At 70.8% G+C, this 24,347-nt stretch carries 24 protein-coding genes; 12 read left to right on the top strand and 12 right to left on the bottom strand.

What is annotated here, in order from left to right; all coding sequences use genetic code 11:
* Positions 1-277: 277 nt before the first annotated feature.
* Genes ACWEVP_RS26025 through ssd form a run of 8 tightly spaced genes read right to left on the bottom strand, consistent with a single transcriptional unit; the run spans position 278 to position 5,378 of the window.
* On the bottom strand, positions 278-643 hold the full coding sequence (locus tag ACWEVP_RS26025; RefSeq protein ID WP_452065159.1) for an Rv3654c family TadE-like protein: 366 nt from the start codon (positions 641-643) through the stop codon (positions 278-280).
* Positions 630-965: a TadE family type IV pilus minor pilin gene (locus ACWEVP_RS26030; RefSeq protein WP_452065274.1), complete on the bottom strand. Its 336-nt coding sequence runs from the start codon at positions 963-965 to the stop codon at positions 630-632. The genes ACWEVP_RS26025 and ACWEVP_RS26030 overlap by 14 nt, the downstream gene beginning before the upstream one ends.
* A gap of 20 nt (positions 966-985) precedes the next feature.
* Complete coding sequence (locus ACWEVP_RS26035) at positions 986-1,150, bottom strand: DUF4244 domain-containing protein (RefSeq protein ID WP_091389387.1); 165 nt, start codon at positions 1,148-1,150, stop codon at positions 986-988.
* 28 nt (positions 1,151-1,178) lie between these two features.
* Positions 1,179-1,901: a type II secretion system F family protein gene (locus ACWEVP_RS26040; protein ID WP_452065160.1), complete on the bottom strand. Its 723-nt coding sequence runs from the start codon at positions 1,899-1,901 to the stop codon at positions 1,179-1,181.
* A 3-nt stretch (positions 1,902-1,904) separates the two neighbouring features.
* Positions 1,905-2,717 carry a type II secretion system F family protein gene (locus ACWEVP_RS26045; protein WP_452065275.1) on the bottom strand — a complete coding sequence of 271 codons (813 nt, stop codon included), beginning with the start codon at positions 2,715-2,717 and terminating at the stop codon, positions 1,905-1,907.
* 2 nt (positions 2,718-2,719) lie between these two features.
* Positions 2,720-3,871 carry a TadA family conjugal transfer-associated ATPase gene (locus ACWEVP_RS26050; protein WP_452065161.1) on the bottom strand — a complete coding sequence of 384 codons (1,152 nt, stop codon included), beginning with the start codon at positions 3,869-3,871 and terminating at the stop codon, positions 2,720-2,722.
* A complete protein-coding gene (locus ACWEVP_RS26055) occupies positions 3,868-4,308 on the bottom strand; it encodes a hypothetical protein (protein WP_452065162.1) in 441 nt (146 codons plus the stop codon). Before ACWEVP_RS26055 ends, ACWEVP_RS26050 begins: the two co-directional genes overlap by 4 nt.
* The gene (ssd, locus tag ACWEVP_RS26060) at positions 4,305-5,378 is read right to left on the bottom strand and encodes a septum site-determining protein Ssd (protein ID WP_452065163.1); all 1,074 of its coding nucleotides are present in this window, start codon (positions 5,376-5,378) and stop codon (positions 4,305-4,307) included. The genes ACWEVP_RS26055 and ssd overlap by 4 nt, the downstream gene beginning before the upstream one ends.
* Before the next feature lie 612 nt (positions 5,379-5,990).
* On the opposite strand from ssd, the gene ACWEVP_RS26065 reads away from it, so the two are divergent.
* The 7 genes from ACWEVP_RS26065 to ACWEVP_RS26095 all read left to right on the top strand — a co-directional run bounded on the left by ACWEVP_RS26065 (position 5,991) and on the right by ACWEVP_RS26095 (position 15,608).
* Complete coding sequence (locus tag ACWEVP_RS26065; protein WP_452065164.1) at positions 5,991-6,818, top strand: HAD family hydrolase; 828 nt, start codon at positions 5,991-5,993, stop codon at positions 6,816-6,818.
* Between the two features lie 703 nt (positions 6,819-7,521).
* A complete protein-coding gene (locus ACWEVP_RS26070) occupies positions 7,522-9,261 on the top strand; it encodes a glycoside hydrolase family 3 protein (protein ID WP_452065276.1) in 1,740 nt (579 codons plus the stop codon).
* Positions 9,258-10,532 (top strand): exo-beta-N-acetylmuramidase NamZ family protein, encoded by a 1,275-nt coding sequence (locus ACWEVP_RS26075; RefSeq protein ID WP_452065165.1) that lies wholly within the window; start codon positions 9,258-9,260, stop codon positions 10,530-10,532. The genes ACWEVP_RS26070 and ACWEVP_RS26075 overlap by 4 nt, the downstream gene beginning before the upstream one ends.
* Before the next feature lie 46 nt (positions 10,533-10,578).
* Positions 10,579-12,297, top strand: a complete 1,719-nt coding sequence (locus ACWEVP_RS26080) for a serine hydrolase (protein ID WP_452065277.1) — start codon at positions 10,579-10,581, stop codon at positions 12,295-12,297.
* Positions 12,298-12,535: 238 nt separating this feature from the next.
* The gene (locus tag ACWEVP_RS26085; RefSeq protein ID WP_452065166.1) at positions 12,536-13,510 is read left to right on the top strand and encodes a MurR/RpiR family transcriptional regulator; all 975 of its coding nucleotides are present in this window, start codon (positions 12,536-12,538) and stop codon (positions 13,508-13,510) included.
* 23 nt (positions 13,511-13,533) lie between these two features.
* Positions 13,534-14,463, top strand: coding sequence for an N-acetylmuramic acid 6-phosphate etherase (locus tag ACWEVP_RS26090; protein ID WP_452065167.1), 930 nt, complete (start codon positions 13,534-13,536; stop codon positions 14,461-14,463).
* Between the two features lie 56 nt (positions 14,464-14,519).
* Positions 14,520-15,608: a HoxN/HupN/NixA family nickel/cobalt transporter gene (locus ACWEVP_RS26095; protein ID WP_452065278.1), complete on the top strand. Its 1,089-nt coding sequence runs from the start codon at positions 14,520-14,522 to the stop codon at positions 15,606-15,608.
* Here the strand turns inward: ACWEVP_RS26095 and ACWEVP_RS26100 are convergent.
* The gene (locus ACWEVP_RS26100) at positions 15,605-16,327 is read right to left on the bottom strand and encodes an oxidoreductase (RefSeq protein WP_452065168.1); all 723 of its coding nucleotides are present in this window, start codon (positions 16,325-16,327) and stop codon (positions 15,605-15,607) included. The genes ACWEVP_RS26095 and ACWEVP_RS26100 overlap by 4 nt on opposite strands.
* Positions 16,320-16,817: a phosphoribosyltransferase gene (locus ACWEVP_RS26105; protein WP_452065169.1), complete on the bottom strand. Its 498-nt coding sequence runs from the start codon at positions 16,815-16,817 to the stop codon at positions 16,320-16,322. The genes ACWEVP_RS26100 and ACWEVP_RS26105 overlap by 8 nt, the downstream gene beginning before the upstream one ends.
* 112 nt (positions 16,818-16,929) lie before the next feature.
* Between ACWEVP_RS26105 and ACWEVP_RS26110 the strand changes: the two genes are divergently transcribed.
* The 3 genes from ACWEVP_RS26110 (at position 16,930) to ACWEVP_RS26120 (ending at position 20,230) form a co-directional block, all read left to right on the top strand.
* Positions 16,930-17,532 carry a GNAT family N-acetyltransferase gene (locus tag ACWEVP_RS26110; RefSeq protein WP_452065170.1) on the top strand — a complete coding sequence of 201 codons (603 nt, stop codon included), beginning with the start codon at positions 16,930-16,932 and terminating at the stop codon, positions 17,530-17,532.
* A 100-nt stretch (positions 17,533-17,632) separates the two neighbouring features.
* The gene (acs, locus tag ACWEVP_RS26115) at positions 17,633-19,615 is read left to right on the top strand and encodes an acetate--CoA ligase (RefSeq protein ID WP_452065171.1); all 1,983 of its coding nucleotides are present in this window, start codon (positions 17,633-17,635) and stop codon (positions 19,613-19,615) included.
* A 141-nt stretch (positions 19,616-19,756) separates the two neighbouring features.
* On the top strand, positions 19,757-20,230 hold the full coding sequence (locus ACWEVP_RS26120; RefSeq protein WP_452065172.1) for a DUF6319 family protein: 474 nt from the start codon (positions 19,757-19,759) through the stop codon (positions 20,228-20,230).
* A 58-nt stretch (positions 20,231-20,288) separates the two neighbouring features.
* Here the strand turns inward: ACWEVP_RS26120 and ACWEVP_RS26125 are convergent, their stop codons facing one another.
* The gene (locus tag ACWEVP_RS26125; RefSeq protein ID WP_452065279.1) at positions 20,289-20,642 is read right to left on the bottom strand and encodes a cupin domain-containing protein; all 354 of its coding nucleotides are present in this window, start codon (positions 20,640-20,642) and stop codon (positions 20,289-20,291) included.
* 118 nt (positions 20,643-20,760) lie between these two features.
* Here ACWEVP_RS26125 and ACWEVP_RS26130 point away from each other — a divergent pair, with 118 nt between their 5' ends.
* Positions 20,761-21,489 carry a VIT1/CCC1 transporter family protein gene (locus ACWEVP_RS26130; protein ID WP_452065173.1) on the top strand — a complete coding sequence of 243 codons (729 nt, stop codon included), beginning with the start codon at positions 20,761-20,763 and terminating at the stop codon, positions 21,487-21,489.
* On the opposite strand, the gene ACWEVP_RS26135 is transcribed toward ACWEVP_RS26130, so the two are convergent.
* Positions 21,490-22,947, bottom strand: coding sequence for a peptide MFS transporter (locus tag ACWEVP_RS26135; RefSeq protein WP_452065174.1), 1,458 nt, complete (start codon positions 22,945-22,947; stop codon positions 21,490-21,492).
* 191 nt (positions 22,948-23,138) lie between these two features.
* Here ACWEVP_RS26135 and nhaA point away from each other — a divergent pair, with 191 nt between their 5' ends.
* Positions 23,139-24,326, top strand: a complete 1,188-nt coding sequence (nhaA, locus tag ACWEVP_RS26140) for a Na+/H+ antiporter NhaA (RefSeq protein WP_452065175.1) — start codon at positions 23,139-23,141, stop codon at positions 24,324-24,326.
* Positions 24,327-24,347: the final 21 nt, after the last annotated feature.

Below are 24,347 nucleotides of genomic sequence, written 5' to 3' on the forward strand. Positions count from 1 at the left end.
GGTCAGGATTGCCTGGCCGGTGGGTCCGGCGCCACCCCTCCGGGCGCTCTGGTCACGGCGGTCGGAGGCAAGTCCGGCGAGAGGTCCTGGCTGTCGGGCCGACCACAGCGGCAGGTCCGGCCACGGCGGCAGGCCGATCACAGCAGTGGGTCCGGTCACGGCGGCGGGCCGACCACAGCGGCAGGTCCGGCCACGGCGGCGGGCCGACCACAGCAGCGGGTCCGGCCACGGCGGCAGGCCGATCACAGCGGCGGGTCCGGTCACGGCGGCGGGTCGGTCACGGCGGCGGGTCGGCCGGTCCGGCGCGAGCCCTGGCGGATGGGCCGGGCAGTCCGCCGAACGCCAGGCCTCTCGCCTTTACCTCCACGAACGCGTCCAGCCGCTGCCATCTGCAGCTCACGAGGGTGACCCCCATCCGGTCCGCCACCCACCTGGCGCGCTCGCAGGCCTGGGCTGGGCCTTCCACGGCGTGTGAGGCAGCCGCCAGCGCGCCCAGGTCGGCGGCCGTCTCTGCGCGGTGGCGGGCTATGACCGCCGTGGCGAGCCAGCAGCCGAGGGCCGCTACTCCCGTCAGTGCCGCTATCGCCATTGCCGTCCAGATAGTGGCCACGCCGCTGTCCCGGTGCTGGTCAGCCTGGTGCACTGGTGGCCTCCGTTCCCGGTTCGGCCACCGCGTAGGCCGTCGCGTCCAGGTTGATCGAGGGCAGCAGGCCGCCCGCCGGGTGGGCGCTCACCTCGACCGTTATCGCGTCGCCGTCGTGGTGGATGGTGAGGTTCGCGCCCGGTGGGGCGATCCGGTGGACCGCCGATGCCGCCTCCTGGGGCTGGCCTCTGGCCAGGAGCCGCGCCGCTTCGCGGGCCGCGTCCGTGCAGCGGAGCTGGCTCGTCAGGAGCGTCAGGCCCGCCACCAGGAGGACCGTCACCACCGTCAGGCCGGCCAGGCCGAGGGCGGCTTCGACCGTCACCGCTCCTTCGTCTCTTCGGCTCACGACGGCACCGTCAGGGCCTTCATGACCAGGTTCGTCAGCCACGAGACGACCGAGTCGCCGGTGAGGAGGGTGTAGAGGACAGCCGCGAAAGCCGCGACGGCGACCGTGACGATCGCGTACTCGACCGTGGTGGAGCCGTCGTCGGAGCGGGGCGCGCGCATGGGTTTTCCCTTCGGTACTTGTCGGTGGTCAGAAGAGGGGGCCGAGACGTCCGGCCAGGCCGAGCACGACCGGCAGCACGCCCAGGCAGAAGAAGGCCGGAAGGAAACACAGACCGACCGGCAGCGCCAGAGCCACTCCTGCTCGCTCCGCGCGTTCCTCCGCTTCGGTGGCGAGTTCGTCGCGGAACCGTCCGGCGAGGTCGGCGGCCGCCGTGGCGAACGCGGCGCCGGAACGGGACGTCCGGATCGCCGCGGCCGCCAGTTCGCCGAACCCCGCGACGGGTTGCACCGGTGCCCAGGCCTCCTCCGCGGTGGAGCCGAGGGCGAGCAGGCCGGCGGTCGAACGGATGGCCGCGGCCGCCCCGGCCGGCGCGGTATCGGCTACCGCGTCGAGGGCCGAGGGCACCGGCAGCCCGGCGCGGAGGCAGGCCGCGAGGAGATCGAGCGTCCGGGCGAGGCGGAGTTTGGCCGCCAAGCCGAGCGTGGGTGCGCGCGGCCGCCGAGTGCGACGGACGGCCCACCACCCGGCGGCGGTCACGACGGCGCCGACGACCACGCCGGGCACTCCGCCGATGAGGACCGCCGTCGAGAGGCCGCCGAGGGTGGTCGCGATGTGAGGGATCGCCCGGGGCCACTTGCGAGCCTCGGGGGCCGGGGCGCCGGACAGCCAGGCGAGCCGTCTCGCGGCCGCCGAGTCGGTCGGCCAGACTAGGAGAGCGGTGGCGCAGAGCACGAGGGCGGTGGCGGTCATCGCCTACGCCTCCGGTCGCTCAGGGCACCTTGTGCGGTGGCCGGGAAGGCGGTGGCGGTCATCGGGGTGCACCCGGCCCGTCAACGCTCTGCACCAGGCCGTCCCCGCCCAGAGGAGGATGCTGCCCGCCACCAGCAGCAGCTGGCCTGGTGCGCTTTCCGTCAGGACCTCCAGCGGGGAGGCGCCCATTGCTTGGCCTAGCAGCACGCAGAGGGCCGGGAGGCCGGTGAGGACCGCCGCGCTTGCTCGGGGGCCTGCCAGTTTTGCCCGGGTTCGGCGGGCTGCCGTCAACGTCGACTCCGCGTCTCGGCGAGTGGCTTGGAGGACTTCGGCCATCGGGAGGCCGTGGCGTTTGGCCAATGTCCACGCCGTCGCCAGCTCCGGGAGGGCCGGTGCCTTCAGCTCTCCGTCGAGGCGGGCCGATGTCGCCAGCGCGTGCAAATCGGCCGATACCGCCGGGACCACCTCGGCCGCTGCTTCCGCCGCCGTCACGGGGTGGGCTCCGGAACGCAGCTCTGAGACCATCGTGCGCAATGCCGTCGCCGTGTGGGCTGCCAGCTCGATTTCCGCCGACGTCCGGCGGTGGGCTTTTCGCTCCTGGTGCCAGGCCAGCGTCAGCACGCCCGCCGCGATCACGCCTCCCACGCCCGCCAGGACGCCTGCCCCGGCTGCGGGCAGCAGCCAGCGGAGCACACGCCACAGGTCGGGGAGGCGGAACGTCGCCGGGTGCTCGACCGCGGCCTGGAGGCGGGTCGGCGCCGCGGGCCAGCACGCCAAGGCCGCTCCCACGCACAGCGGGAACCACGGGGTGATCACGGTCAGCACGCGATCGCTCCCTTCGTGGCGAAGAGGTGGCGGTCGACTGTCCAGCGACCCGCGCGCCACACCGGTACGACTCGTGCGCGGCCGTGTTCCGCCCGCAGCACGCCCACCTCCGCGAGGCGGCGGCGGCCGCCTGGGTCGCGTCGCATGTGGAGGACCACGCGGATCGCCGCGACCAGCTGGCTGTGGACCGCGTCGCGGCTCAGGCCGCCGAGTGCGGCCAGTGCCTCCATGCGGGCCGGTACCTCGGCCGGGGAATTGGCGTGGACCGTGCACGCGCCGCCGTCGTGGCCCGTGTTCATCGCCGCGAGCAGGGCGCCCACCTCGGCGCCGCGGACTTCGCCGACCACCAGGCGGTCGGGCCGCATGCGCAGCGCCTGGCGGACGAGTTCCGGCAGGCCCACCGCGCCCGCACCCTCCACATTGGCCGGCCGGGCGACGAGGCTGACGAACTGCGGGTGCGCCGGGTGCAGCTCGCCCGCGTCCTCGACGCACACGATCCGCTCGGCCGGGTCGACCGCGCCGAGCAGCGCGGCCAGGAGCGTCGTCTTGCCCGCGCCCGTGCCGCCCGTGACGAGGAACGCCATGCGCCGCGAGACGACCGTCCGCAGCACCTTCGCGCCGTTCTCGTCGAACGCGCCGAGCTCCTGCAGCTTCGCGAGGTCGTGCGTCGCCGGGCGCAGGACGCGCAGCGACAGGCACGTGCCGTTCGCCGCGACCGGTGGCAGCACGGCGTGCACGCGGATGCGGCCGTGGGGGCCGGCCCCGGGGAGCCAGCCGTCCACATAGGGCTGTGCGTCGTCGAGCCGGCGCCCGGCCGCGAGCGCGAGGCGCTGGGCCAGCCGTCGGACGGCTTCTTCGTCCTGGAACCGGATGCCGGTGCGAGTCAGCCCTTCCGCGCCGTCCGTCCAGACCTCGGCCGGACCGGTGACGAGCACGTCGGTCGTCGCCGGGTTCTCCAGGAGCGGGGCCAGCGGGCCGGCGCCGACGAACTCGTCGCGGGCCCGGCGGGCCGCGTCGAGCACCGCGTCGTGGCCGAGTGCGCCGCCTGCCTCGGCCCGGACGGCCGTCGCGACCGCGACCGGATCGGCTTGGCGGCGGTCACCGGCGAGGCGGTTGCGGACGCGGTCGACGAAGTCGGTGGTCACGGGCGCACCGCCGGGGCCGGGGTGTCACCGGGGTGGGCCGTCACGCGGGTGCCTGCCAGTGCGGTCAGGAAGTTCGCCGCGCTCACCGGGCCGCGGCCGGCGATGGCCAGGACCGTGGGCAGCAGGAGGTCGGCCACCCTGACCGGCGGGGCCGAGGGGGCCGGCGGGACCGGCAGGGCCGAAGGCACCGGCAGCGCCGACGGGACTGGCGGAACCGACGAGGCCGACGGGACCTGCAGGGCCAACGGGGCCGACGGAACCGGCAGCACCGGCAGGGCCGACGGAAACGGCGGAACCGACGAGGCCGACGAGGCCGACGGGACCTGCAGGGCCAACGGGACCGGCAGGACCGACGGGGTCGACGAGGCCGACGGCACCGGCAGGACCGACGGGGCCGGCAGGGAAACCGAGGCCGGCGGGCTGAGGCGGGCGCTCATCGGGCCGCCGCCCGGGCTTCGCGGCGCGCCACCGCCAGGATCTCCGCCGCCGCTGCCGCCAGCGGGCCCGCCGGCTTGGCCGGGAACTCGCCGCGCTCGATCGCCGTTGCCAGGCCGCGCTCGGGCTCCATCGACGCCAGCAACGGCGGGCCGAGGAGGCCGGCCGTCTGGGCCGGTGCGACGCCGGCCCGGGACCGTCCACACGCGACCACGCCGAGGCGGGCCGTCAATGCCGACAGTGGCCGCAGTACCTGTTTCGCCGCCATGCAGGCGCGGAACTCCGCAGGCACCATCAGGACGACGAGGTCGGCCACCGCGACCGCTTCCGCCGCCGCGTCACCCAGTGCGCGCGGGAGGTCGCAGACCACCGTGCGGCCCGATCGGCGGCCGGCCGCGAGGACCGCCGAGAGGGATTCGACCGCGGGGCCTTCGCCCTCCCGGCCGCACGCCAGCACCGGCAGGCTGCCACCGCGATGTCTTCGCTGCGGAAGCGACGCCGCGAGCGCGGGTACCGAAACGCGGCCGCTCAGCCGGACCTCCGACCACCGTGGCCCCGGCGTCTTTTCCAGTCCCAGCAACAGGTCCAGACCGCCGCCGAGCGGATCGCAGTCGACCAGCAGGGCACCGCCGGGATCGCGGTCGGCCGCCAGCGCCAGCGCCGCGGCGAAGACGGACGCGCCCGCGCCGCCCCGGCCGCCGACCACGCCGAGCACCAGGCCGGCCTCCTCCGCCGGGGTCTCGACGACGTCGGCGAAAGCGCCCGCGAGCGCGGACTCCTCGTCCGGCAACGTGATCACGCGCTCGACGCCGCCGCGGAACGCGCTCTCCCACGTCCGCGGCCCCGGACTGCCCTTGCAGATGAGGAGGACCCCGCTCCGCCTCGGCAGCACCGGTGGCAGCCGCGCGGCTTCTTCGTCCAGGACCACCAGTGGCGCTCTGGCCCAGTGGCCGCGGGCCGCGGTCAGGTCCGGTGCCCGGTCGAGCTCGCAGCCCGCGACCGCGGCCACGCGCAGGATCTCGTCGAGCACGGTTTCGTCCGCGGCGACCACGAGCGGTCGTTCCCCCGTCATGCGTTCCTCCCCCGTCGTCGGTGCGGGCCGTGGGTGGCCCGGGTTCCACCGTCGCGGGCGGCGGCTCGGGGGCGCAACGGGGCGGACGGGCGGCTGTGGACAACCGGGGTGTTGTGGACAACCGGCGCCCGGCGCACGGCTCGGGAGCCGGTTCTGTCGGTGGGGTGTGGCAGGATCGCGCCCGCCCGCGGCGCACTTGCGGCGGAGAGCCGGACGAATATCCGCATTCGAAGGTTTCGACCATATCGAAGAATGCGCGAAACGCCCTGGGGAAACGGAATCGAGAAAGGTTAGAGGAAGGCAAATCGGCGCGCGCGGAAGGCGCACACCGAAAGGTAAGAGGAAAGTTAAGAGGGCGGCCCTCGCCAGGGGGGAGGGACGAGGGCCGCCGTGGGTTCAGCCCCGGGGGGTCGGACTGAACCGGCCCGGTTGGACACCGGGCTCCATCACTGTAACTCCGCCGGTGGCCGGTTCGCGCGCCGGGCGAGGCACACAGTTCGATAACGGCACGGCGCGCCGGAAGTGCCTTCCTGTCATGGATTTTCCGCCCGCCGCGCCGCGCGGGTGGTGGATCAACGGGACGCGCCGCGATCAAGCTCCTATCCTGGGCACGTGGCCGAACCGAGCAGCGCGCCGTCGCGCATCCGGAAACCGGGCCCGGAGCACGCGGTGGCCGCGTTCTTCGACCTGGACAAGACGATCATCGCCTCGTCGAGCGCGCTGGCGTTCAGCAAGCCCTTGCTGAAAGAAGGATTGATCAACCGTCGCGCCGCGTTGCGGAGTGCCTACGCGCAGCTGGTGTTTTCGCTCGCCGGCGCCGACGAAAACAAGACCGAGCGGCTGCGGGCCGAGGTTTCCGCGCTGTGCGCGGGCTGGGACGTCGCCCAGGTTTCGGCGATCGTCCGCGAAACGCTGCACGACGTCGTCGACCCGCTCGTGTACGCGGAGGCGGCGGAGCTGATCGCGCGCCACCGCGAGGACGGGCACGACGTCATCGTGCTGTCGGCGACCGGTGAGGAGGTCGTCGCGCCGGTCGCGGAAATGCTCGGCGCGACCCGCAGCGTCGCCACGCGGATGCAGATCGTCGACGGCCGCTACTCCGGCGAAGTCGACTTCTACTGCTACGGCGCCAACAAGGCCGTCGCCGCGAAGCAGCTCGCCGCGACCCACGGCTACGACCTCGCCGAGTGCTTCGCCTACACCGATTCGAGCACCGACATCCCGCTGCTCGAGGTCGTCGGGCACCCGCACGCGGTCAACCCTGACAAGCTGCTGCGGCGCGAGGCCCTCGAGCGCGGGTGGCCGATCCTGGCGTTCGACCGGCCGATGTCGCTGCGCAGCCGGATCCCGACCCGATCGGCGGGGATGGTCGCGCTCGGCGGCGCGGTGGCCGCCGGGGCGACCTGGTACGGCCTCAACCGTCGCCGTCGGTCCCGATAGCCGATCAACCGCCACCCACACGGCCGCAGGGCCGCCACTTTGCTTGGCCCAGCCCCGAATTGTCCGTCGCGGAGGGTGCCGGTGTCACCCGATCCAGCCTCTGTACCGGTGCACCCATCCGCGCACTTGAAGTGACCGGGCTCACGGCGTAGAAAGTAGGTGCGGACGTTCGGTCGGCCAGGGAGCAGGTAGAAGAGAAGCCTGTTCCACCCCGGCAAACCTCCGTGCGCGGACTCCGGGTACCCACGCGCAGCGCGCCGCGGGAGGCTCGTCGTCTAGGGACTGCGTAGTGGGACGCCACACGCCGAGTCCATGTAGGTACGACCAGAGTTGCACGCTTGGTCGCCCGAGAAGTTCGCGCTTGCAGGCGGCGCCCGTTGACCCTTCGGGGTCACGGGCGCCGCCTCGTCTATGCGGAAAGCCCGGCGGCGGGAAAGCCGGGTACAGCCCAGTCGCCGAGGTGGTCCGCCATCCGTTCGGCCGCCGCACATGTTGCGAACGGCGACTTTCCTACCGATCCGGGTACGACTGGACCGTTCGTGCGGTCGGTCGATGGACATCGACGGATTCGGTGAGTAGCTTCCCGATACTGGCGCCTCCGAGTGGACTTCTGACGTCCGCCGGGCGCCCGCAACTTTCTGGGAGGCTGGTCGTGACGACCCGAAATCGGAGGTTCCATGCGCTCGCCCTGCCCGTCGCGGGGGTGCTCGCCCTCACCGGTGTGGGTGTCGCGACCGCGGCGAGCGCACCGCGGGTGAGCGCCGACGCGCAGGCGGAAGCCGCGGCGTCGCAGGTGCTGCGGGGGCTGACGCTGGAGCAAAAAGTCGGGCAGCTGTTCGTGACGTGGGTGAACGGCAAGTCGGCCGACGAGGTGAACCCCAAGAACCAGACCGACTTCGGGGTCGACACCCCGGCTCAGGTCGTCCGGAAGTACCACCTCGGCGGGGTCATCTACTTCAACAACGACACCCGCGACAACTTCGACGACCCCGTCCAGGTCGCGAAGCTGTCCAACGGCCTCCAGAAGGCCGCCATCACCAGCGGGGCGCACATCCCGCTGCAGGTCGCCGCCGACCAGGAGGGTGGCACCGTCACCCGGATGGGCGCGCCGGCCACCGAGTTCCCGAACGCCATGGCCATCTCCGCCGGGCGGGACACGAGCCGCGCGACCAAGGCCGCGACCATCCTCGGCCAGGAGCTGCGGGCCGTCGGCATCAACCAGGACTTCGCGCCCGACTCCGACGTCAACTCCAACCCCGTGAACCCGGTCATCGGCGTCCGGTCCTTCGCCGGGCAGCCCGGCCTGGCCGGCGACTTCGTGACGGCCGAGGTCGGGGGCTTCCAGAAGTCCGTGGCCGCGACCGCGAAGCACTTCCCCGGCCACGGCGCCGCGCCGACCGACAGCCACACCGGGCTGCCGCGGATCGACAGCACCGAGGACCAGTGGCGGGCGACCGACGTGCCGCCGTTCAAGGCCGCCATCAAGGCAGGCGTCGATTCGATCATGACCGCGCACATCCAGTTCCCCAGCCTCGACCCGTCGCTCGAACCCGCGACGCTGTCGAAGCCGATCGTCACCGGGAAGCTGCGGGGCGAACTGGGCTACAACGGCGTCGTCATCACCGACTCCCTCGAGATGCAGGGCGTGCGCGAGCTGCACAGCGACGCCGAGATCCCCGTCCTCGCCCTCAAGGCCGGCGTCGACCAGCTGCTCATGCCGGTGCACCTCGACGTCGCCATCAACGCGGTGCTCGCCGCCGTGAAGTCCGGCGAGATCCCGGTGCAGCGGATCGACCAGAGCGTGCTGCGCGTGCTGAAGCTCAAGTTAAAGAGCGGCATGCTCTTCGCGCCGTTCGTCGACCCGAACCGGGTGATGAAGACCGTCGGCACGCCGGCGAACCTGGCCACCGCGCAGGACATCGCCGACCGCGGTATCACGGCCGTCGCGAACGACGCCGGCCTCCTGCCGCTGAAGCAGAAGCCCGCCACGGCGCTCGTCACCGGCTGGGGCGCCACCACGACGGCGACGCTCGCGCAGAAGCTGACCGCCCACGGCACGGCCGCGACGGCGTACCAGACCGGTCAGGCCCCGACGGACGCCCAGATCGCGCAGTCGGTCGCGAACGCCAAGAACGTCGACCTGGTCGTGGTGCTGACGAACAACATCGGCGGCTTCCCCTTGCAGACCAAGCTGCTGAACGCGCTGCAGGCCACCGGCAAGCCGGTCGTCGCGGTCGCCGCGCAGATCCCGTACGACGCGGGCTACCCGAGCGCCGTGCAGACCTGGCTGGCGACCTACGGCTACATCGGGCCGACGCTCGAGGCACTGGCCAAGGTGATCCTCGGCGAGACGAAGCCGGTCGGGAAGCTGCCGGTCGACATCCCGGCGGGCGCCGACGTGCACACCGTCAAGTACCCCTTCGGCCACGGGCTGACCTGGTGAACCTGAACCGGCGCCACTTCCTCGGCGCGGGCGCGCTGGCGGTCCCGGCTCTCGCGGGCGGCTCCGCGGTGGCCGGAGCCCAGCCCCAGGCCCCGGCCACGAGTCAGAGCCACGGCCGGGTCCTCACCGGCGCGGAGCAGCTGGCCGCCCAGGGCTGGCGGTCGTTGAAGGGCCGCAAGCTGGGCGTCCTGTCGAACCCGACGGGCGTCCTGCTGAACGGCGACCACATCGTCGACTCGATGGTCGCGGCCGGCGTCAAGCCGGTCGCGGCCTTCGGGCCCGAGCACGGCTTCCGCGGCAGCGCGCAGGCCGGTGGCTCCGAAGGCGACTACACCGACCCGCGCACCGGCGTGCCCGTGTACGACGCGTACGGCGTCGACGCGACGAAGCTCGCGACGCTGTTCACCAAAGCGGGCGTCGACACGGTCGTCTTCGACATCGCCGACGTCGGCGCGCGCTTCTACACCTACATCTGGTCGCTCTACACCGCGATGGTCGCCGCCGCGCAGGTCAAAGCGGCTTTTGTCGTGCTCGACCGGCCGAACCCCATCGGCGGCCGGGCGGCCGGCCCGCTGCTCGACCCGAAGTTCGCTTCGGGCATCGGCCGGAAACCGATCGTCCAGCAGCACGGCATGACCGTCGGCGAGCTCGCCCGCTTCTTCGCCGCGGAGTTCCTGCCCGGCGAGGGTGTGCAGCTGGAGCACCTCGACGTCGTAGGAGTCCGCGGCTGGCAGCGCGACACGCTCTTCGCGCAGACCGGCCTGAACTGGGTACTGCCGAGCCCGAACATGCCGACGCCGGACACCGCGCTCGTCTACCCCGGCACCGGCATGTTCGAGGGCACGGTCTTCTCCGAAGGCCGCGGCACCACCAGGCCGTTCGAGATCATCGGCGCGCCCGGGCTGGACTGGCGTTGGCGCGAGAAGCTCGAGGACCTGCGGCTGCCCGGGGCGAAGTTCCGCGAGATCTACTTCGTGCCGACGTTCAGCAAGTTCGTCAACCAGACCTGCGGAGGCGTGCAGGTCGGCGTCGACGACCCACGGTCCTTCGACGCCATCCGCACCGCGGTCGCCATGCTCGTGACGGCGAAGGCGCTGCACCCGGACGTCTTCGCGTGGCGCCCGGACAACTACATCGACAAGCTCTCCGGGTCCGACCGGCTGCGGACCATGGTCGACGCCGGCGCGGGCGTCGACGAGGTCACCGGGGCCTGGCGGGCCGAGCTCGCCGAGTTCGACCGCAGACGTCGTCACTACCTGCTCTACCGCTGAGGGGGAACTCGTGCGTGCTAGGAAGGTCATCGCCGCGGCCACCGGAGTGCTGGTCGCACTGACCACGTTGACCTCGGGAGCCAGCGCCATCGGACGCCACGACGACGCCGGTCGCTTCGACCGGCCGCAGCACGGCTTCGCCGCGCCGTGGACGACCCTGCGCGACGGACGGCCGCAGGAGGTCAACCTCGACCCGGCGCCGCTCAAGGCCGCCGAAGAGTTCCTGGCGAGCTGGACGAAACCGGACACCACCGGGCACCCGCACTTCTCCGGCGCGGTCGGCCTGCTCGCCCACGACGGCGTGGTCGTCGACCGCTACGCCGTCGGCGGCGCGCTGCGGTACGCCGACGCCGCGGGCACCGAACTCCCCGCGGACCAGCAGGTCCCCATGAAGAACGACACCATCTTCGACATGGCGTCGATCTCGAAGCTGTTCACCTCGATCGCCGTGCTGCAGCTGGTCGAACGCGGGCAGCTCACCATCGACACGCCCGTGTCGAAGTTCTTCCCGGAGTTCGCCACCGGCGACAAGGCAGCCATCACGGTGAAGATGCTGCTCACGCACGTCTCCGGGTTCGACGCCGACCCGATCCCGTCGCTGTGGGCCGGCTACCCGGACATCCTCTCGCGCCGGCAGGCCGTGCTCGACAGCCCGCTGAAGAACAAGCCGGGCACGACCTACCTCTACTCCGACATCAACCTGCTCACCCTCGGCTTCATCGTCGAGAAGCTGACCGGGCAGAGCCTCGACAAGGTCGTCCACGACCGGATCACCGCGCCGCTGGGCATGGTCGACACCGGGTACAACCCGCCCGCGTCGAAGCTGAACCGGGTCGCCGCGACGGAGTACGAGGCCAACCCGCCGCGCGGGATGGTCCGCGGCAGCGTGCACGACGAGAACGCGTGGTCCCTCGGCGGCGTCGCCGGGCACGCGGGCGTCTTCAGCACCGCGAACGACATGGCCGTCCTCGCCCAGACGATCCTCAACGGCGGCAGCTACCGCGGGCACCGGATCCTCGGCGGCGACACCGTGCGGCAGATGCTGACGAACTACAACCAGCAGTTCCCGGACGACTCCCACGGCCTCGGCTTCGAGCTCGACCAGCCCTGGTACATGGGCGCGCTGGCGTCCCCGGTCACCGCCGGGCACACCGGCTTCACCGGAACGACGCTGGTCATCGACCCCGAATCGCGCTCCTTCGCGATCCTGCTGACCAACCGCGTGCACCCGACGCGGAACTGGGGCTCGATCAACACCGCGCGCCAGGTGTGGGCCACGTCGCTGGCCAGGGCGATGGCTGTCGAGCCGAAGGCGGGGAAGGACGCCTGGACGAGCACGCTGGGTAACGCGAGCGTCGCCACGCTCAGTACCAGCCCGTTTACTACGCAAAGTGATCAAGCGCGCGTGACCTTTTACGCCTTCGTGGACACCGAGGGAAGCACTGATCCACTTCAGCTGCAGGCGTCGACCGACGGGGTGAACTGGCAACCGATCGCGCTATCGGTATCCGGCCCGGGCGCACCCTCCGGAGATGTGACGTCGCTCTCCGGGCACGGACACCGTGCCTGGTGGCGGGCGGCGGGCACGCTGCCGCAGGGCGCTTCGGTGAGCCTGCGCTGGCGTTACAGCACCGATCCGAGTTACACGGGCCGCGGTGTTTCGGTCGACGGTGTGAAAGTCACCGAGAGCGGCCGATCACTCCTCGACGGTGAACGAAACCCGGCCGCGTTCGTCGCGGAGGGTTGGCACTTGAGCGCAAGGTGACGAGGCGGTCGCCGACCGTCGAACTCAAGGCCGAATTTACCGTCTGCTTGCCGTTTGCACCGCGACACTAAGTTGCCAAGTCGTTAGCTTGAGCTCGTTAACAAGACCGACCTGGTTGGCGACTTTCTGGTCAGTGATTAATCGCAAATCCAGATCCGCAGACACGGACGGGTTGCGATCCGACCGAAGGGTGTGGGTAGCCTTGTCGCAGATGCCAACGGTTAGTAACTTTCCGACGGTGAGTGATACCGAATCCGTAGTCGGCACGGCACCGTCCGAGCCCGTATCGGTCCAGCCGGCCGTGCGGGACGCGGACGCGAGCCCGCTGGTCCGGATCCGGTCCCTGCTCCCCGGCCTGGCCCGCGCCGAGCAGCGCGTGGCGAAGGTGGTGCTGGAGGATCCGGCCGCGGTGGCCAGACGCAGCATCACCGAGGTGGCGCTGGCCGCCAACACGAGCGAGACGACCGTGACGCGGTTCTGCAAGGCCGTGGGCGTCGGCGGGTACCCGCAGCTGCGCATCGCGCTGGCCGCGGACACCGCCCGCACCGAGGCGCGGACCACCCGCAACCTCGGCGGCGAGATCGGTCCGGAGGACGACCTGGCCGCCGTCATCGGCAAGGTCAGCTTCGCCGACGCGCGCGCCGTCGAGGAGACGGCCGACCAGCTCGACGTCGCCACGCTGGAGCGCGTGATCGAGCTCGTCGCGAACGCCGGCCGCGTGGACGTCTACGGCGTGGGCGCGAGCGCCTTCGTCGCCGCGGACCTGCAGCAGAAGCTGCACCGCATCGGCCGCGTCTGCTTCTCGTGGTCGGACACGCACATCATGCTGACCTCGGCCGCGGTGCTGAGCCCCGGTGACGTCGCGATCGGCGTCTCGCACACCGGCGCGACCACCGACACCGTCGAGGCGCTGCGGGTGGCCCGGGAGCACGGCGCGATCACCATCGCCGTGACGAACTTCCCGCGGTCCCCGATCACCGAGGTCGCCGACTACGTTTTGACGACCGCGGCGCGGGAAACCACGTTCCGTTCGGGGGCCACGGCGAGCCGCATCGCCCAGCTCACCGTCATCGACTGCCTGTTCATCGGCGTCGCGCAGCGGCACATGGACGCGTCGGTCAGCGCCCTGGACGCGACCAGGGACGCGGTCGGCTCGCACCGCTTGGGGGTCAGGCCGGACGGTCGTCGCCGTCCGCGGGAAACCGGCAAGTAATGACCGGAGAAAATGTGAGGCGCATGATGACCGTCCCCACCCAGGCGGTGCACGTCGATTCGCCGACCGAAACCCGCAATCCCCGCACCACGGACATCGACCTGATGTCCACCGCGGGGATCCTGGGCGCGATCAACGCCGAGGACCGCACGGTCCCCGGCGCGGTCGCCGCGGTGCTGCCCCAGGTGGCGCGCGCGGTGGACTACGCGGTGGACGCCCTGCGGTCCGGCGGGCGGGTGCACTACGTCGGCGCGGGCACGTCGGGGCGCCTGGCCACGCTGGACGCCGCCGAGCTCGTGCCGACGTTCAACGTGCCGGCGGACTGGTTCATCGCGCATCACGCCGGCGGCGAGAAGGCCCTGCGCAGCGCCGTCGAAAACGCCGAGGACGACGACGGGGCCGGCGCGGCCGAGATGGCCGCCATGGTCCAGCCGGGCGACTTCGTGCTGGGGCTCACGGCGTCGGGCAGGACGCCGTACGTGCTGGGCGCGCTGGCCGCGGCGTCGCGCCAGGGTGCCCGCACCGGGCTGGTCTCCGGAAACCCGAAGGCCGCCAAGCCCACCGGCGTCGACGTGCTCATCGCCGTCGACACCGGCCCGGAGGCGATCGCCGGCTCGACCCGGATGAAGGCGGGCACGGCGCAGAAGATGATCCTCACGTCGTTCTCCACGGCGACGATGATCAAGCTGGGCCGGACCTACTCCAACCTGATGGTCAGCATGCGGGCGACGAATGCGAAGCTGCGCGGCCGAACCATCCGGATCCTGCAGGAAGCCACCGGGATGACGATGGCGGACTGCTCGGACGCGCTCACCGAGGCCGGGGGCGACCTCAAGGTGGCGCTGGTGCACTTGCTGTCCGGCGAGGACGTCAAGAGCGCCGCGAAGGCACTGCACACGTCGGGCGGACACGTTCGCAAGGCGCTTGATCTGGTGCGCGTGCGCGCCAGCTGATTGCTCTTCATCTGCTCACCTGTCTAACCTCTCAGATGAGGGAAGGCGGGTGGGCGATGGCGGGCACGGAGGACTCGCGGCGCGGGCTGTCGCGCCGCGAGTGGGTGTCCATCGGCGGGATGGCGGGGGCCGTCCTGCTCCTCAACGTCGTGGGCTGGGTGGTGCTGGCGGTCTTCGTCGCACCCCACCACTACGCGCTGGGCACGACGGGCGTGTTCGGGATCGGGCTGGGCGTCACGGCGTTCACGCTCGGCATGCGGCACGCGTTCGACGCCGACCACATCGCGGCGATCGACAACACGACCCGCAAGCTGATGGCCGACGGCCAGCGCCCGCTTTCGGTGGGGTTCTGGTTCTCGCTCGGGCACTCGACGATCGTGTTCGCGTTGTGCCTGCTGCTGTCGCTGGGCGTGCGCGCGCTGGCCGGGCAGATCGAGGACGACTCCTCGGCGTTGCACACCGCGACCGGCCTCATCGGGACGTCGGTGTCCGGCGTCTTCCTGTACGTGATCGCGATCCTCAACCTCGTCGTGCTCGTCGGGATCCTGCGGGTGTTCAAGAAGATGCGCCACGGCGAATTCGACGAAGCCGCGCTGGAGCACCAGCTGGACAACCGCGGCGTCATGAACCGGCTGCTGCGCGGCGCGACGAAGGCCGTGCGCAAGCCGTGGCACATCTACCCGGTCGGCCTGCTGTTCGGATTGGGTTTCGACACCGCGACGGAGATCGGTCTGCTGGTGCTGGCCGCGGGCGCCGCGACGTTCGCCCTCCCCTGGTACGCGATCCTCGTGCTGCCGATCCTGTTCGCGGCCGGGATGAGCCTGTTCGACACCGTGGACGGGTGCTTCATGAACTTCGCCTACGGCTGGGCGTTCGCGAAACCGGTGCGCAAGATCTTCTACAACATCACGGTGACGACGTTGTCGGTCGCCGTCGCGTTCGTCATCGGCACCATCGAGCTGGTGTCGATCCTCGCCGAGAAGCTGGCCATCACGTCCGGGCCGCTGGCCGCGATCGCGTCGGTGGACCTGGACTACGTCGGCTTCGGGATCGTCGGGCTGTTCGTGCTGACCTGGGTCATCGCGCTGGCCGTGTGGCGGTTCGGGCGGATCGAAGAGAAGTGGTCCGCGAAACTGTCCGGTTAGGAAGCGGCGTCCGAAATGCTCTTCGCTTCCCGCGCACCTGCTTCGAAAGCCTCACAACAGAAAAGCAGCCACGCGCGGACCCCTTCGGGCTCGCCACTCGCGAATCCTTCGGCCGCTTCGAGATAACGCGGCACCCGGCGGAAGAACGCGACTTCGGGAACGCTCAGCGCCTTCGGGTCCAGGCCCGTCGCGACCATCGTCAGCCGTGCCGCCGCGCGCGCGACGACGCCGTCCGCGCTGCCGAAAGGCTTGAGCGCCAACAGTTCCCCGTGCACGACGGCCGTCAGGACCGGCCCCGGCACGGACGTCGCGCCCGTCACGAGCTGGGCGAGCAGTTCCAGGCGCCCGCCGCCGGACCGCGGGCGCCCCAACGCATCCAGGTCGTCGACGAGGTCCGCCGCCGCCAAGACGTGCAGGCGCGCCAACGCCTGCAGCGGCGCCCGGCGCCACGTCGGGAGCAGCGTTTCGAGGGTCTCCGCGACACGCAGCGCGCCGGCGAGGACCGGGTCGGCGACCGCGCCGTCGGCAGGCAGTTCCGGGTTGGCGCCTTCGATCCCGGCGGACGCGCGCGCCGCGCGGACCGACGCTTCCGCCGCCGTCGCCGCGCCGCCGCGGAGGTTGGCCGGGAGGCGGTGGACCGCGAACACCGCGTCCTGCGCGGACTTCGCCGCGGCCGCGACGCCTTCGAGGTCGAGGAGGGGCTTCAGCGGATCAGGCATCGAGCACCTGCCCCGCGCGCTGCACCACGGGCGGCAGGACCGACCACGGGAAGTTGATCCACTTCTCGGTGTGCCGCCAGACGTACTCGCACTTCACCGTCGAGTGCGGCTTCTCGTAGACGACGGCCGAGCGCACCTCGGCGACGTGCTCGAGGCAGAAGTCGCGGACGAGCTTGAGCGTGGCGCCGGTGTCGGCGACGTCGTCGGCGATCAGCACCTTCTTGCTCGTCAGGTCGACGACGTTGGGCACCGGCGGCAGCATCACCGGCAGGTCGAGGCGCTGGTCGACGCCGGTGTAGAACTCCACGTTCATCACGTGCAGGTTCTTCACGTCGAGCGCGTAGCCGAGCGCGCCGGCGACGAAGAGACCGCCGCGGGCGATGGACAGGATGAGGTCCGGCGCGAAGCCGTCGTCGGCGATGGTGTGAGCCAGTTCACGGCTCGCGGTGCCGAACAGCTCCCAGCTCAGCTCTTCGCGCTCTTCGGCCATCGATCTCGCCCTTCGTCGTGGTCAGCCGAGCATAGGCAACGCCGAAGTGGCCTTCGAAAATGCTCGGAAATTGGCTATCCGGCAGAGCCAAAGCCACGTTTACCGTGATCAGGTGAGCGACTGGAGCACCCGACCGACCTTGTCCGGCGAGCACGTCTGCCTGCAGCCGCTGGCGCCCGAGCACGCCAAGGGCCTGCTCGAGGCCGGCGCCGACCCGGGCATCTGGGCGTGGCTGAGCATCCGGCAGCCGGGGGATCTTCCGGCCGCGGAGCGGATGGTCGCCCACGCGCTCGCCGACCCCGCGCGCCGGGCGTTCGCGCAGATCGACGCCACCTCCGGCCGGGTCGCCGGGACGACGTCGTACTACCAGGTCGTCGAGCAGCACCGGATCCTCTCGATCGGGCACACCTGGATCGGTGCGGACTGGCAGCGCACCGGGCTGAACACCGAGTCGAAGCTGCTCCTGCTCACGCACGCGTTCGAAACCCTTGGCGCGCAACGGGTCGCGTGGGAGACCGACATCCGCAACCTGCGCTCGCAACGCGCCATCGAACGGCTTGGTGCGCTTCGCGAAGGCATCCAGCGGGCCCACCGGATCCGGCCGGACGGCTCGTCGCGAGACACCGTCCTCTATTCGATGCTGGCGCCGGAGTGGCCCGCGGCGAAGGCGCGGCTGAACGAACGCTTAGTCACCGGGGCTCGCCTGCCTCGGTGAAACGACCGGGCAACGTGGGTGCAACCTTTTACAAGGCGGACTAACGTCGCTAGCGTGCCGCTAGCCGTCATGTCGGCGCACTACAGGAGGCCTTGCAACCATGACCGAGCAGTCCCCCGCCCTGGACAACCTGCTCACCGAGAGCCGCACGTTCCCGCCCAGCGACGAATTCGCTGGCCAGGCCAATGCGAAGGCCGATCTCTACGCCGAGGCGGACGCCGATCGCGAAGCGTTCTGGGCCAAGCAGGCGGAGCGGCTGACGTGGGACACGAAGTGGACCACGGTACTGGACTGGACCAATGCGCCGTTCGCGAAGTGGTTCGTCGGCGGCAAGCTGAACGTCGCGTACAACTGCGTCGACCGGCACGTCGAGTCCGGGCACGGGGAGCAGGTCGCGATCCACTGGGTCGGCGAGCCGGGCGACACCCGGGACATCACCTACGCCGAGCTGAAGACCGAAGTTTCCAAGGCCGCCAACGCACTCACGTCGCTGGGCGTCACCGCGGGCGACGTCGTGGCCATCCAGCTGCAGATGGTCCCCGAGGCCATCTTCGCGATGCTCGCCTGCGCCCGGATCGGCGCGCTGCACAACGTCGTCTTCGGCGGTTTCTCGCCGACGGCCCTGCGGGCCCGCGTCGACGACGCCGCCGCGAAGATCGTGATCACCTCCGACGGCCAGTTCCGCCGCGGCAAGGCCGCGCCGATGAAGGCCAATGTCGACGAAGCGCTCGAAGGCGCCGAAACCGTCGAGAAGGTCATCGTCGTCAAGCGCACGGGCGACCAGCTCGAGGGCGACGTCCCGTGGACCGACGACCGTGACCTCTGGTGGCACGAACTCGTCGACGGACAGTCCGAAGAGCACACTCCCGAAGCCTTCGACAGCGAGCACCCGCTGTTCATCCTCTACACGTCCGGCACGACCGGGAAGCCGAAGGGCATCCTGCACACTTCGGGCGGTTACCTGACGCAGACGGCGTACACGCACCACAACGTCTTCGACCACAAGGCCGGCGAGGACGTCTACTGGTGCACCGCGGACATCGGCTGGATCACCGGCCACAGCTACATCGTCTACGGCCCGCTCGCCAACCGCGTCACGCAGGTCGTCTACGAAGGCACGCCGAACACCCCGCACGAGGGACGGCACTGGGAGATCGTCCAGAAGTACAAGGTCTCCCTCTACTACACGGCGCCGACGCTGATCCGCACCTTCATGAAGTGGGGCGCGGAAATCCCCGAGAAGTACGACCTCTCGTCGCTGCGGGTGCTGGGCTCGGTCGGCGAGCCGATCAACCCCGAGGCGTGGATCTGGTACCGCGAGAACATCGGCGCGGGCAAGACCCCGATCGTCGACACGTGGTGGCAGACCGAGACCGGCGCGATCATGATCTCACCGCTGCCGGGCGTCACCTCGACCAAGCCGGGCTCCGCGCAGAAGGCGCTGCCGGGCATCTCCGCGAAGGTCGTCGACGACCAGGGCGTCGAGGTCGGGCCCGGCGGTGGCGGGTACCTCGTGCTCGACAAGCCGTGGCCGTCGATGCTGCGCGGCGTCTGGGGCGACGAGGAGCGCTTCAAGGAAACGTACTGGTCGCGGTTCAAGGACCAGGGCTTCTACTTCGCCGGCGACGGCGCGAAGTACGACAACGACGGCGACGTCTGGCTGCTGGGCCGCGTCGACGACGTGATGAACGTGTCCGGCCACCGCATCTCGACGACCGAGGTCGAGTCGGCACTGGTGTCGCACCCGACGGTGGCCGAGGCCGCGGTCGTCGGCGCGACCGACCCGACGACGGGCCAGGGCATCGTGGCGTTCGTGATCCTGCGCGGCAACGCGGTCGACGGCGGCGAGGAGGCCATCCAGGCGCTGCGCAACCACGTCGCCAAGGAGATCGGGCCGATCGCGAAGCCGCGGCAGATCATGGTCGTGCCGGAGCTGCCGAAGACGCGCTCGGGCAAGATCATGCGCCGGCTGCTGCGCGACGTCGCGGAGAACCGGCAGGTCGGCGACGTCACCACGCTGGCCGACTCGTCGGTGATGGACCTGATCTCGTCGGGCCTGAAGTCGGGCAAGTCCGAGGAGTGAGCTAGCGTTCTCCCGTCAGAGCCCTTCCGGCTTCGCGCCGGGAGGGCTCTGTCATGACCCCCGAGTGGCACGGCTCGAACGCATGTTCTACGCTGTGCCGCGAACCACACCCCCTTCCCCGGGCAAGGAGACGACACGACGATGACCGTGGATGTCCTGACGCACGACGAGGAAACGGCTTCGGCTGCTCCGGTTTCGGCTCCGGAGGTTTCTTCCGACGAGGCGACCGTCACCGAGTCCGCGTCCCCGGCTTCTTCGGAGGGCTCGCCCGAGCCCGCCGCCGAGGAGGCCCCCAAGCCGAAGCGCGGCCGCCCGAAGGGTGCGACGGCGTCGACGGCGAAGAAGACCCGCACGGTCGAGCTGATCCTGACGGTCACCGGCACCGCCGACGGCGAGTGGCAGGCCGAGCTGAAGAACGGCTCGAAGTGGGTCGCGAAGGGCCTGGAGATCCCCGCGGCGGCGGTGTCGCGCGCGGCCAAGGAGCTGCACGCGGACCTGTCCGGCCCGATCGACGAGGTGATCAACCAGGCCCGCGAGGCGCAGGCGGCGAAGGTCGCGGCGCTCGAGGCCGAGCTCGAGAAGGCCAAGCAGGCCCTCGCCGAGCTGGACGCCTGAGGCTTCACTCCGGGAGGCGCCCGGTTCCGCTTCGAGCGGGGCCGGGCGTTTCCGCTTTTCAGGCGATCGGCGGCGTACCCGGCAACGGCGACTTGAACTCCACCCACATCGAGTCCGTCAGCGCCTCCACGTAGTGCTCCACGCCGCGCGGGTGGACCACCGAATCGCCGGGCTCGAGAACCGCCTCCACCCCCTCGACCGCGCCGCGCAGGCGGCCCGACAGCACGTAGACGATCGAGTCGTGGTCGTGCGCGTGCGTCGGTGAGGCCACCCCCGCCGGGTAGTGGATCAAGTACGCCAGCCCGCTCGACGCCGTCTCCAGCAGCCGGAAGCGGCCCTCGCCGCCGTGCAGCGGGAGGCCCTCCACCGTCCGCAGCGGCCGCCACTCCTGCTCCTCCATGCCCGCCATCATGACCCATGGCGGCTGAGAGTCCACACAGGACGGCTTAGGTAAGGCACGCGTTAATTAGGCGTACCTGACAAAAAGACCAAGTCTCGCCACGATTCCGCGTTCGTGTTTCACTTGTCGGGTGACCGAAACGATTGACGGTGACGCCGTGGAACACGCCCATGAACCGCACCAGGGCGTCGGCGGGAAGCTGAACTGGCTGCGGGCCGGGGTTCTCGGGGCGAACGACGGGATCGTGTCCGTCGCGGGCATCGTCGTCGGGGTCGCCGGTGCGACCACCGAAAGCACCACCATCCTCACCGCCGGAATCGCCGGGCTCGTCGCCGGCGCCTTTTCCATGGCGGGCGGGGAATACGTCTCGGTGAGCACCCAGCGCGACACCGAACAGGCCTTGCTCCGGCTGGAAAAGCAGGAGCTCAAGACCATGCCGGAGGCCGAGGAGCGCGAGCTCGCCGGCATCTACGAGGACAAGGGCCTTTCCCCGGAGCTCGCGAGCCAGGTCGCGCGGGAACTGACCGAAAAGGACGCGCTGCAGGCGCACGCGGAAGCCGAGCTGGGCATCGACCCGGACAACCTCACCAGCCCGTGGCAGGCGGCCTGGGCGTCGCTGGTCGCGTTCTCCGTTGGCGCGCTGCTGCCCATCCTGTCCATCGCCTGGGCCGGCGTCTCCCTGCGGGTGTGGGCGTGCGCCGCCGCGGTCGTCGTCGGCCTGACGCTGACCGGGTACATCAGCGCCAGGCTCGGCGACGCGCAGGTCGGGCGCGCGATCCTCCGCAACGTCGGCGTCGGCGCCCTCACCATGGTCGTGACCTACTTCGTCGGGGTGATCTTCGGGGTCACCGTCGGCTAGCTAGTGCACGCCCTTCATCAGCTTGCGGATGAACGGGATGCCCAGGAACAGCAGCACACCGACCCCGATGGCGACCCCGCCGACCGTGCTGAAGTACGGCGCTTCGTCGTCGACGGTGTAGTACTCGGCGAGCTTGCCGGACATCGCGGTGCCGAAGGAGATCGACAGGAAGTTCAGCGCGACCATCTGCGTCCGGAACGCCTCCGGCGCGAGCTTCGTCGACAGCGACAGCCCGACCGGCGACAGGCACAGCTCGGCGATCGTGAAGACGAACAGGATGCCGACCATCGCGAGCATCGGGCTCGCGTTCTTGCCGCTGCCGACCATCGGCAGGAACAGCAGGAACGCCGCGCCCATCAGCACGGTGCCGAGGACGAACTTCATCGGCGTCGACGGCTGGCGCTCGCCGAGCTTCGTCCACAGCGCCGCGAGGATCGGGGCGAACACGATGATGAACACCGGGTTGATCGAGTTGACCCAGGACACCGGCAGCTCCCAGCCGAACAGGTTCCGGTTCAGCCGCTGGTCGGTGTAGGCCGCGACGACCGTGAACTGCTGCTGGTAGAGGGAGAAGAACACCGCACTGGCGATGAACATCGGGATGAACGAGAACACCCGGCTGCGCTCGACGCCGGTGATCTTGCGGCTGGTCAGGATGACGAGGAAGTAGATCACCGAGATCACGCCGACCACCACGACGACGACGTCGGCGAGGTTGCCCGGGTTGACGACCCCGGTGACCACCAGCACGACGATCGCGGCGACCAGCACGGCGGCGGCGCCGGTCGCGAGCGCGCGCTGCGACGACGGCAGCGGGTTCGGGACCTCCTTGGCCTTGTCGCCGAGGTTCTTGCGGCCGAACGTGTACTGGATCAGGCCGAGCGCCATGCCGATCGCGGCGAGGCCGAAGCCGAGGTGGAAGCCGACCTCCGTCTGCGCCAGCCCGGTCAGCAGCGGGCCGACGAAACCACCGAGGTTGACGCCCATGTAGAAGATCGTGAAGCCGGCGTCGCGCCGCTCGTCGCCCTCGGCGTAGAGCGTGCCGACGATCGCCGTCGCGTTGGACTTGAGCCCGCCACTGCCGACCGCGACGCACACCAGGCCGACGCCGATGCCGGCCAGGCCCGGCAGCAGGGCCAGGCTGATGTGGCCGATCATGATCAGCACGGCGCTGTAGAACAACGTCCGTTCCGAGCCGAGCAGCCGGTCGGCCACCCACGCGCCGACGACGGCGGAGAGGTAGACGAGGCCGCCGTACGCGCCGACGATGCCGAGCGCGGAGTCCTGCGCCAGGCCGAGACCGCCCTGTTCGACCTTGTAGTAGAGGTAGATCGGCAGGATGCCGAGCATCCCGTAGTAGGAGAAGCGTTCCCACATCTCCACGCCGAAGAGGTTCGCCAGCCCTCGTGGGTGCCCGAAGAACCTCGTGTCCTGCTGGACCTCGGTAGAGGTGCTCACAACTGTCGTCATCCTTCGTCTAGGGACTTCGTTGTCGCTTGGCATGCTATGAGCACTTCCGGTGAACTCACCACCGGTACCCCCTGTGGCGGCGGCCATAACGGTCGGTGACAAAGGCGCATTAAAATACCGTCAAAGGTGCGCCGGGAAGTCTGGTCGGCAACGGTGTTCGACGACCCCAGGAGCCGCCCGTGTCCCGCCCCCTGACCGAGTTCGCCCGCTACCTGCGCACCGAGACGACCGGCGGGCTCATCCTGCTCGGTGCGACCGCGATCGCCCTGGTCTGGGCCAACTCGCCGCTGCGCGACAGCTATCACGCGCTGCGCGAGCTCCGGCTCGGCCCGGAGTTCCTGCACCTGAACCTGACCCTCGACGACTGGGCGAAGGACGGCCTGCTCGCCCTGTTCTTCTTCGTCGCCGGGCTCGAGCTCAAGCGCGAGCTCGTCGTCGGCGAGCTGTCCCGGTTCAAGCAGGCGATCCTGCCGGTCGTGGCCGCCGTCGGCGGCATGGTCGTGCCCGCGCTCGTCGCGCTGTCGGTCGGCTGGGGCGCGCCGGGCATCGAGCGGGCCTGGGCGATCCCGGTGGCCACGGACATCGCGTTCGCGCTCGGCGTGCTCGCGCTGACCGCGTCGAACCTGCCCTCGAGTGCTCGCGTCTTCCTGCTGTCGCTGGCCGTGGTGGACGACCTCGGCGCGATCGTCGTCATCGCCGTCGTCTTCACGACGGGCTTCAACCTGGTCGCGGCGGCCGTGGCGGTGGCCGCGCTCGCGTTGTACGCCTTCCTGCAGCACCGCCGGGTCCGCACGCCGTGGCTGTACGTGCCGCTCGCGCTGGTCGTCTGGGTCGCCGTGCACTCGGCGGGCATCCACGCGACGATCGCCGGCGTCGCGCTGGGCCTGCTCACCCGCGTCCGCGCCGACGAAGGCGAGGCCGAGGCACCGGCGTTGCGGCTCGAACACCGGCTCCAGCCCTGGTCGGCGGCCGTCGCCGTGCCGGCGTTCGCGCTGTTCGCGGCCGGGATCTCGGTCGGTGGCGACGCCCTTGGCGCGGTCTTCACGACGGCGGTGCCGCTCGCGGTGCTCGCCGGGCTGCTCGGTGGGAAGGTCATCGGGATCCTCGGCGCCAGCGCGCTCGCGGTGCGGCTCGGCGTGGCGGAACAACCGCGCGGGATGGGCTGGCGGGACATGGCCGCGTTGTCGGTGCTCGGCGGGGTTGGGTTCACGGTCAGCCTGCTGATCGCGGAGCTGGCTTTGCCCGGCGACGCGAGCGAGCAGGCCAAGGCGGCGGTGTTGATCGCGTCGGCGATCGCGTCCCTGCTGGCGGCGGCCTTGCTACTCCGCCGTAGCAAAGTGCACGCCCGAATCTCCGACACACTGTGACTCCGCCGCGCCCGGTTTCCG

This window comes from Amycolatopsis sp. NPDC003865 (assembly GCF_053605345.1).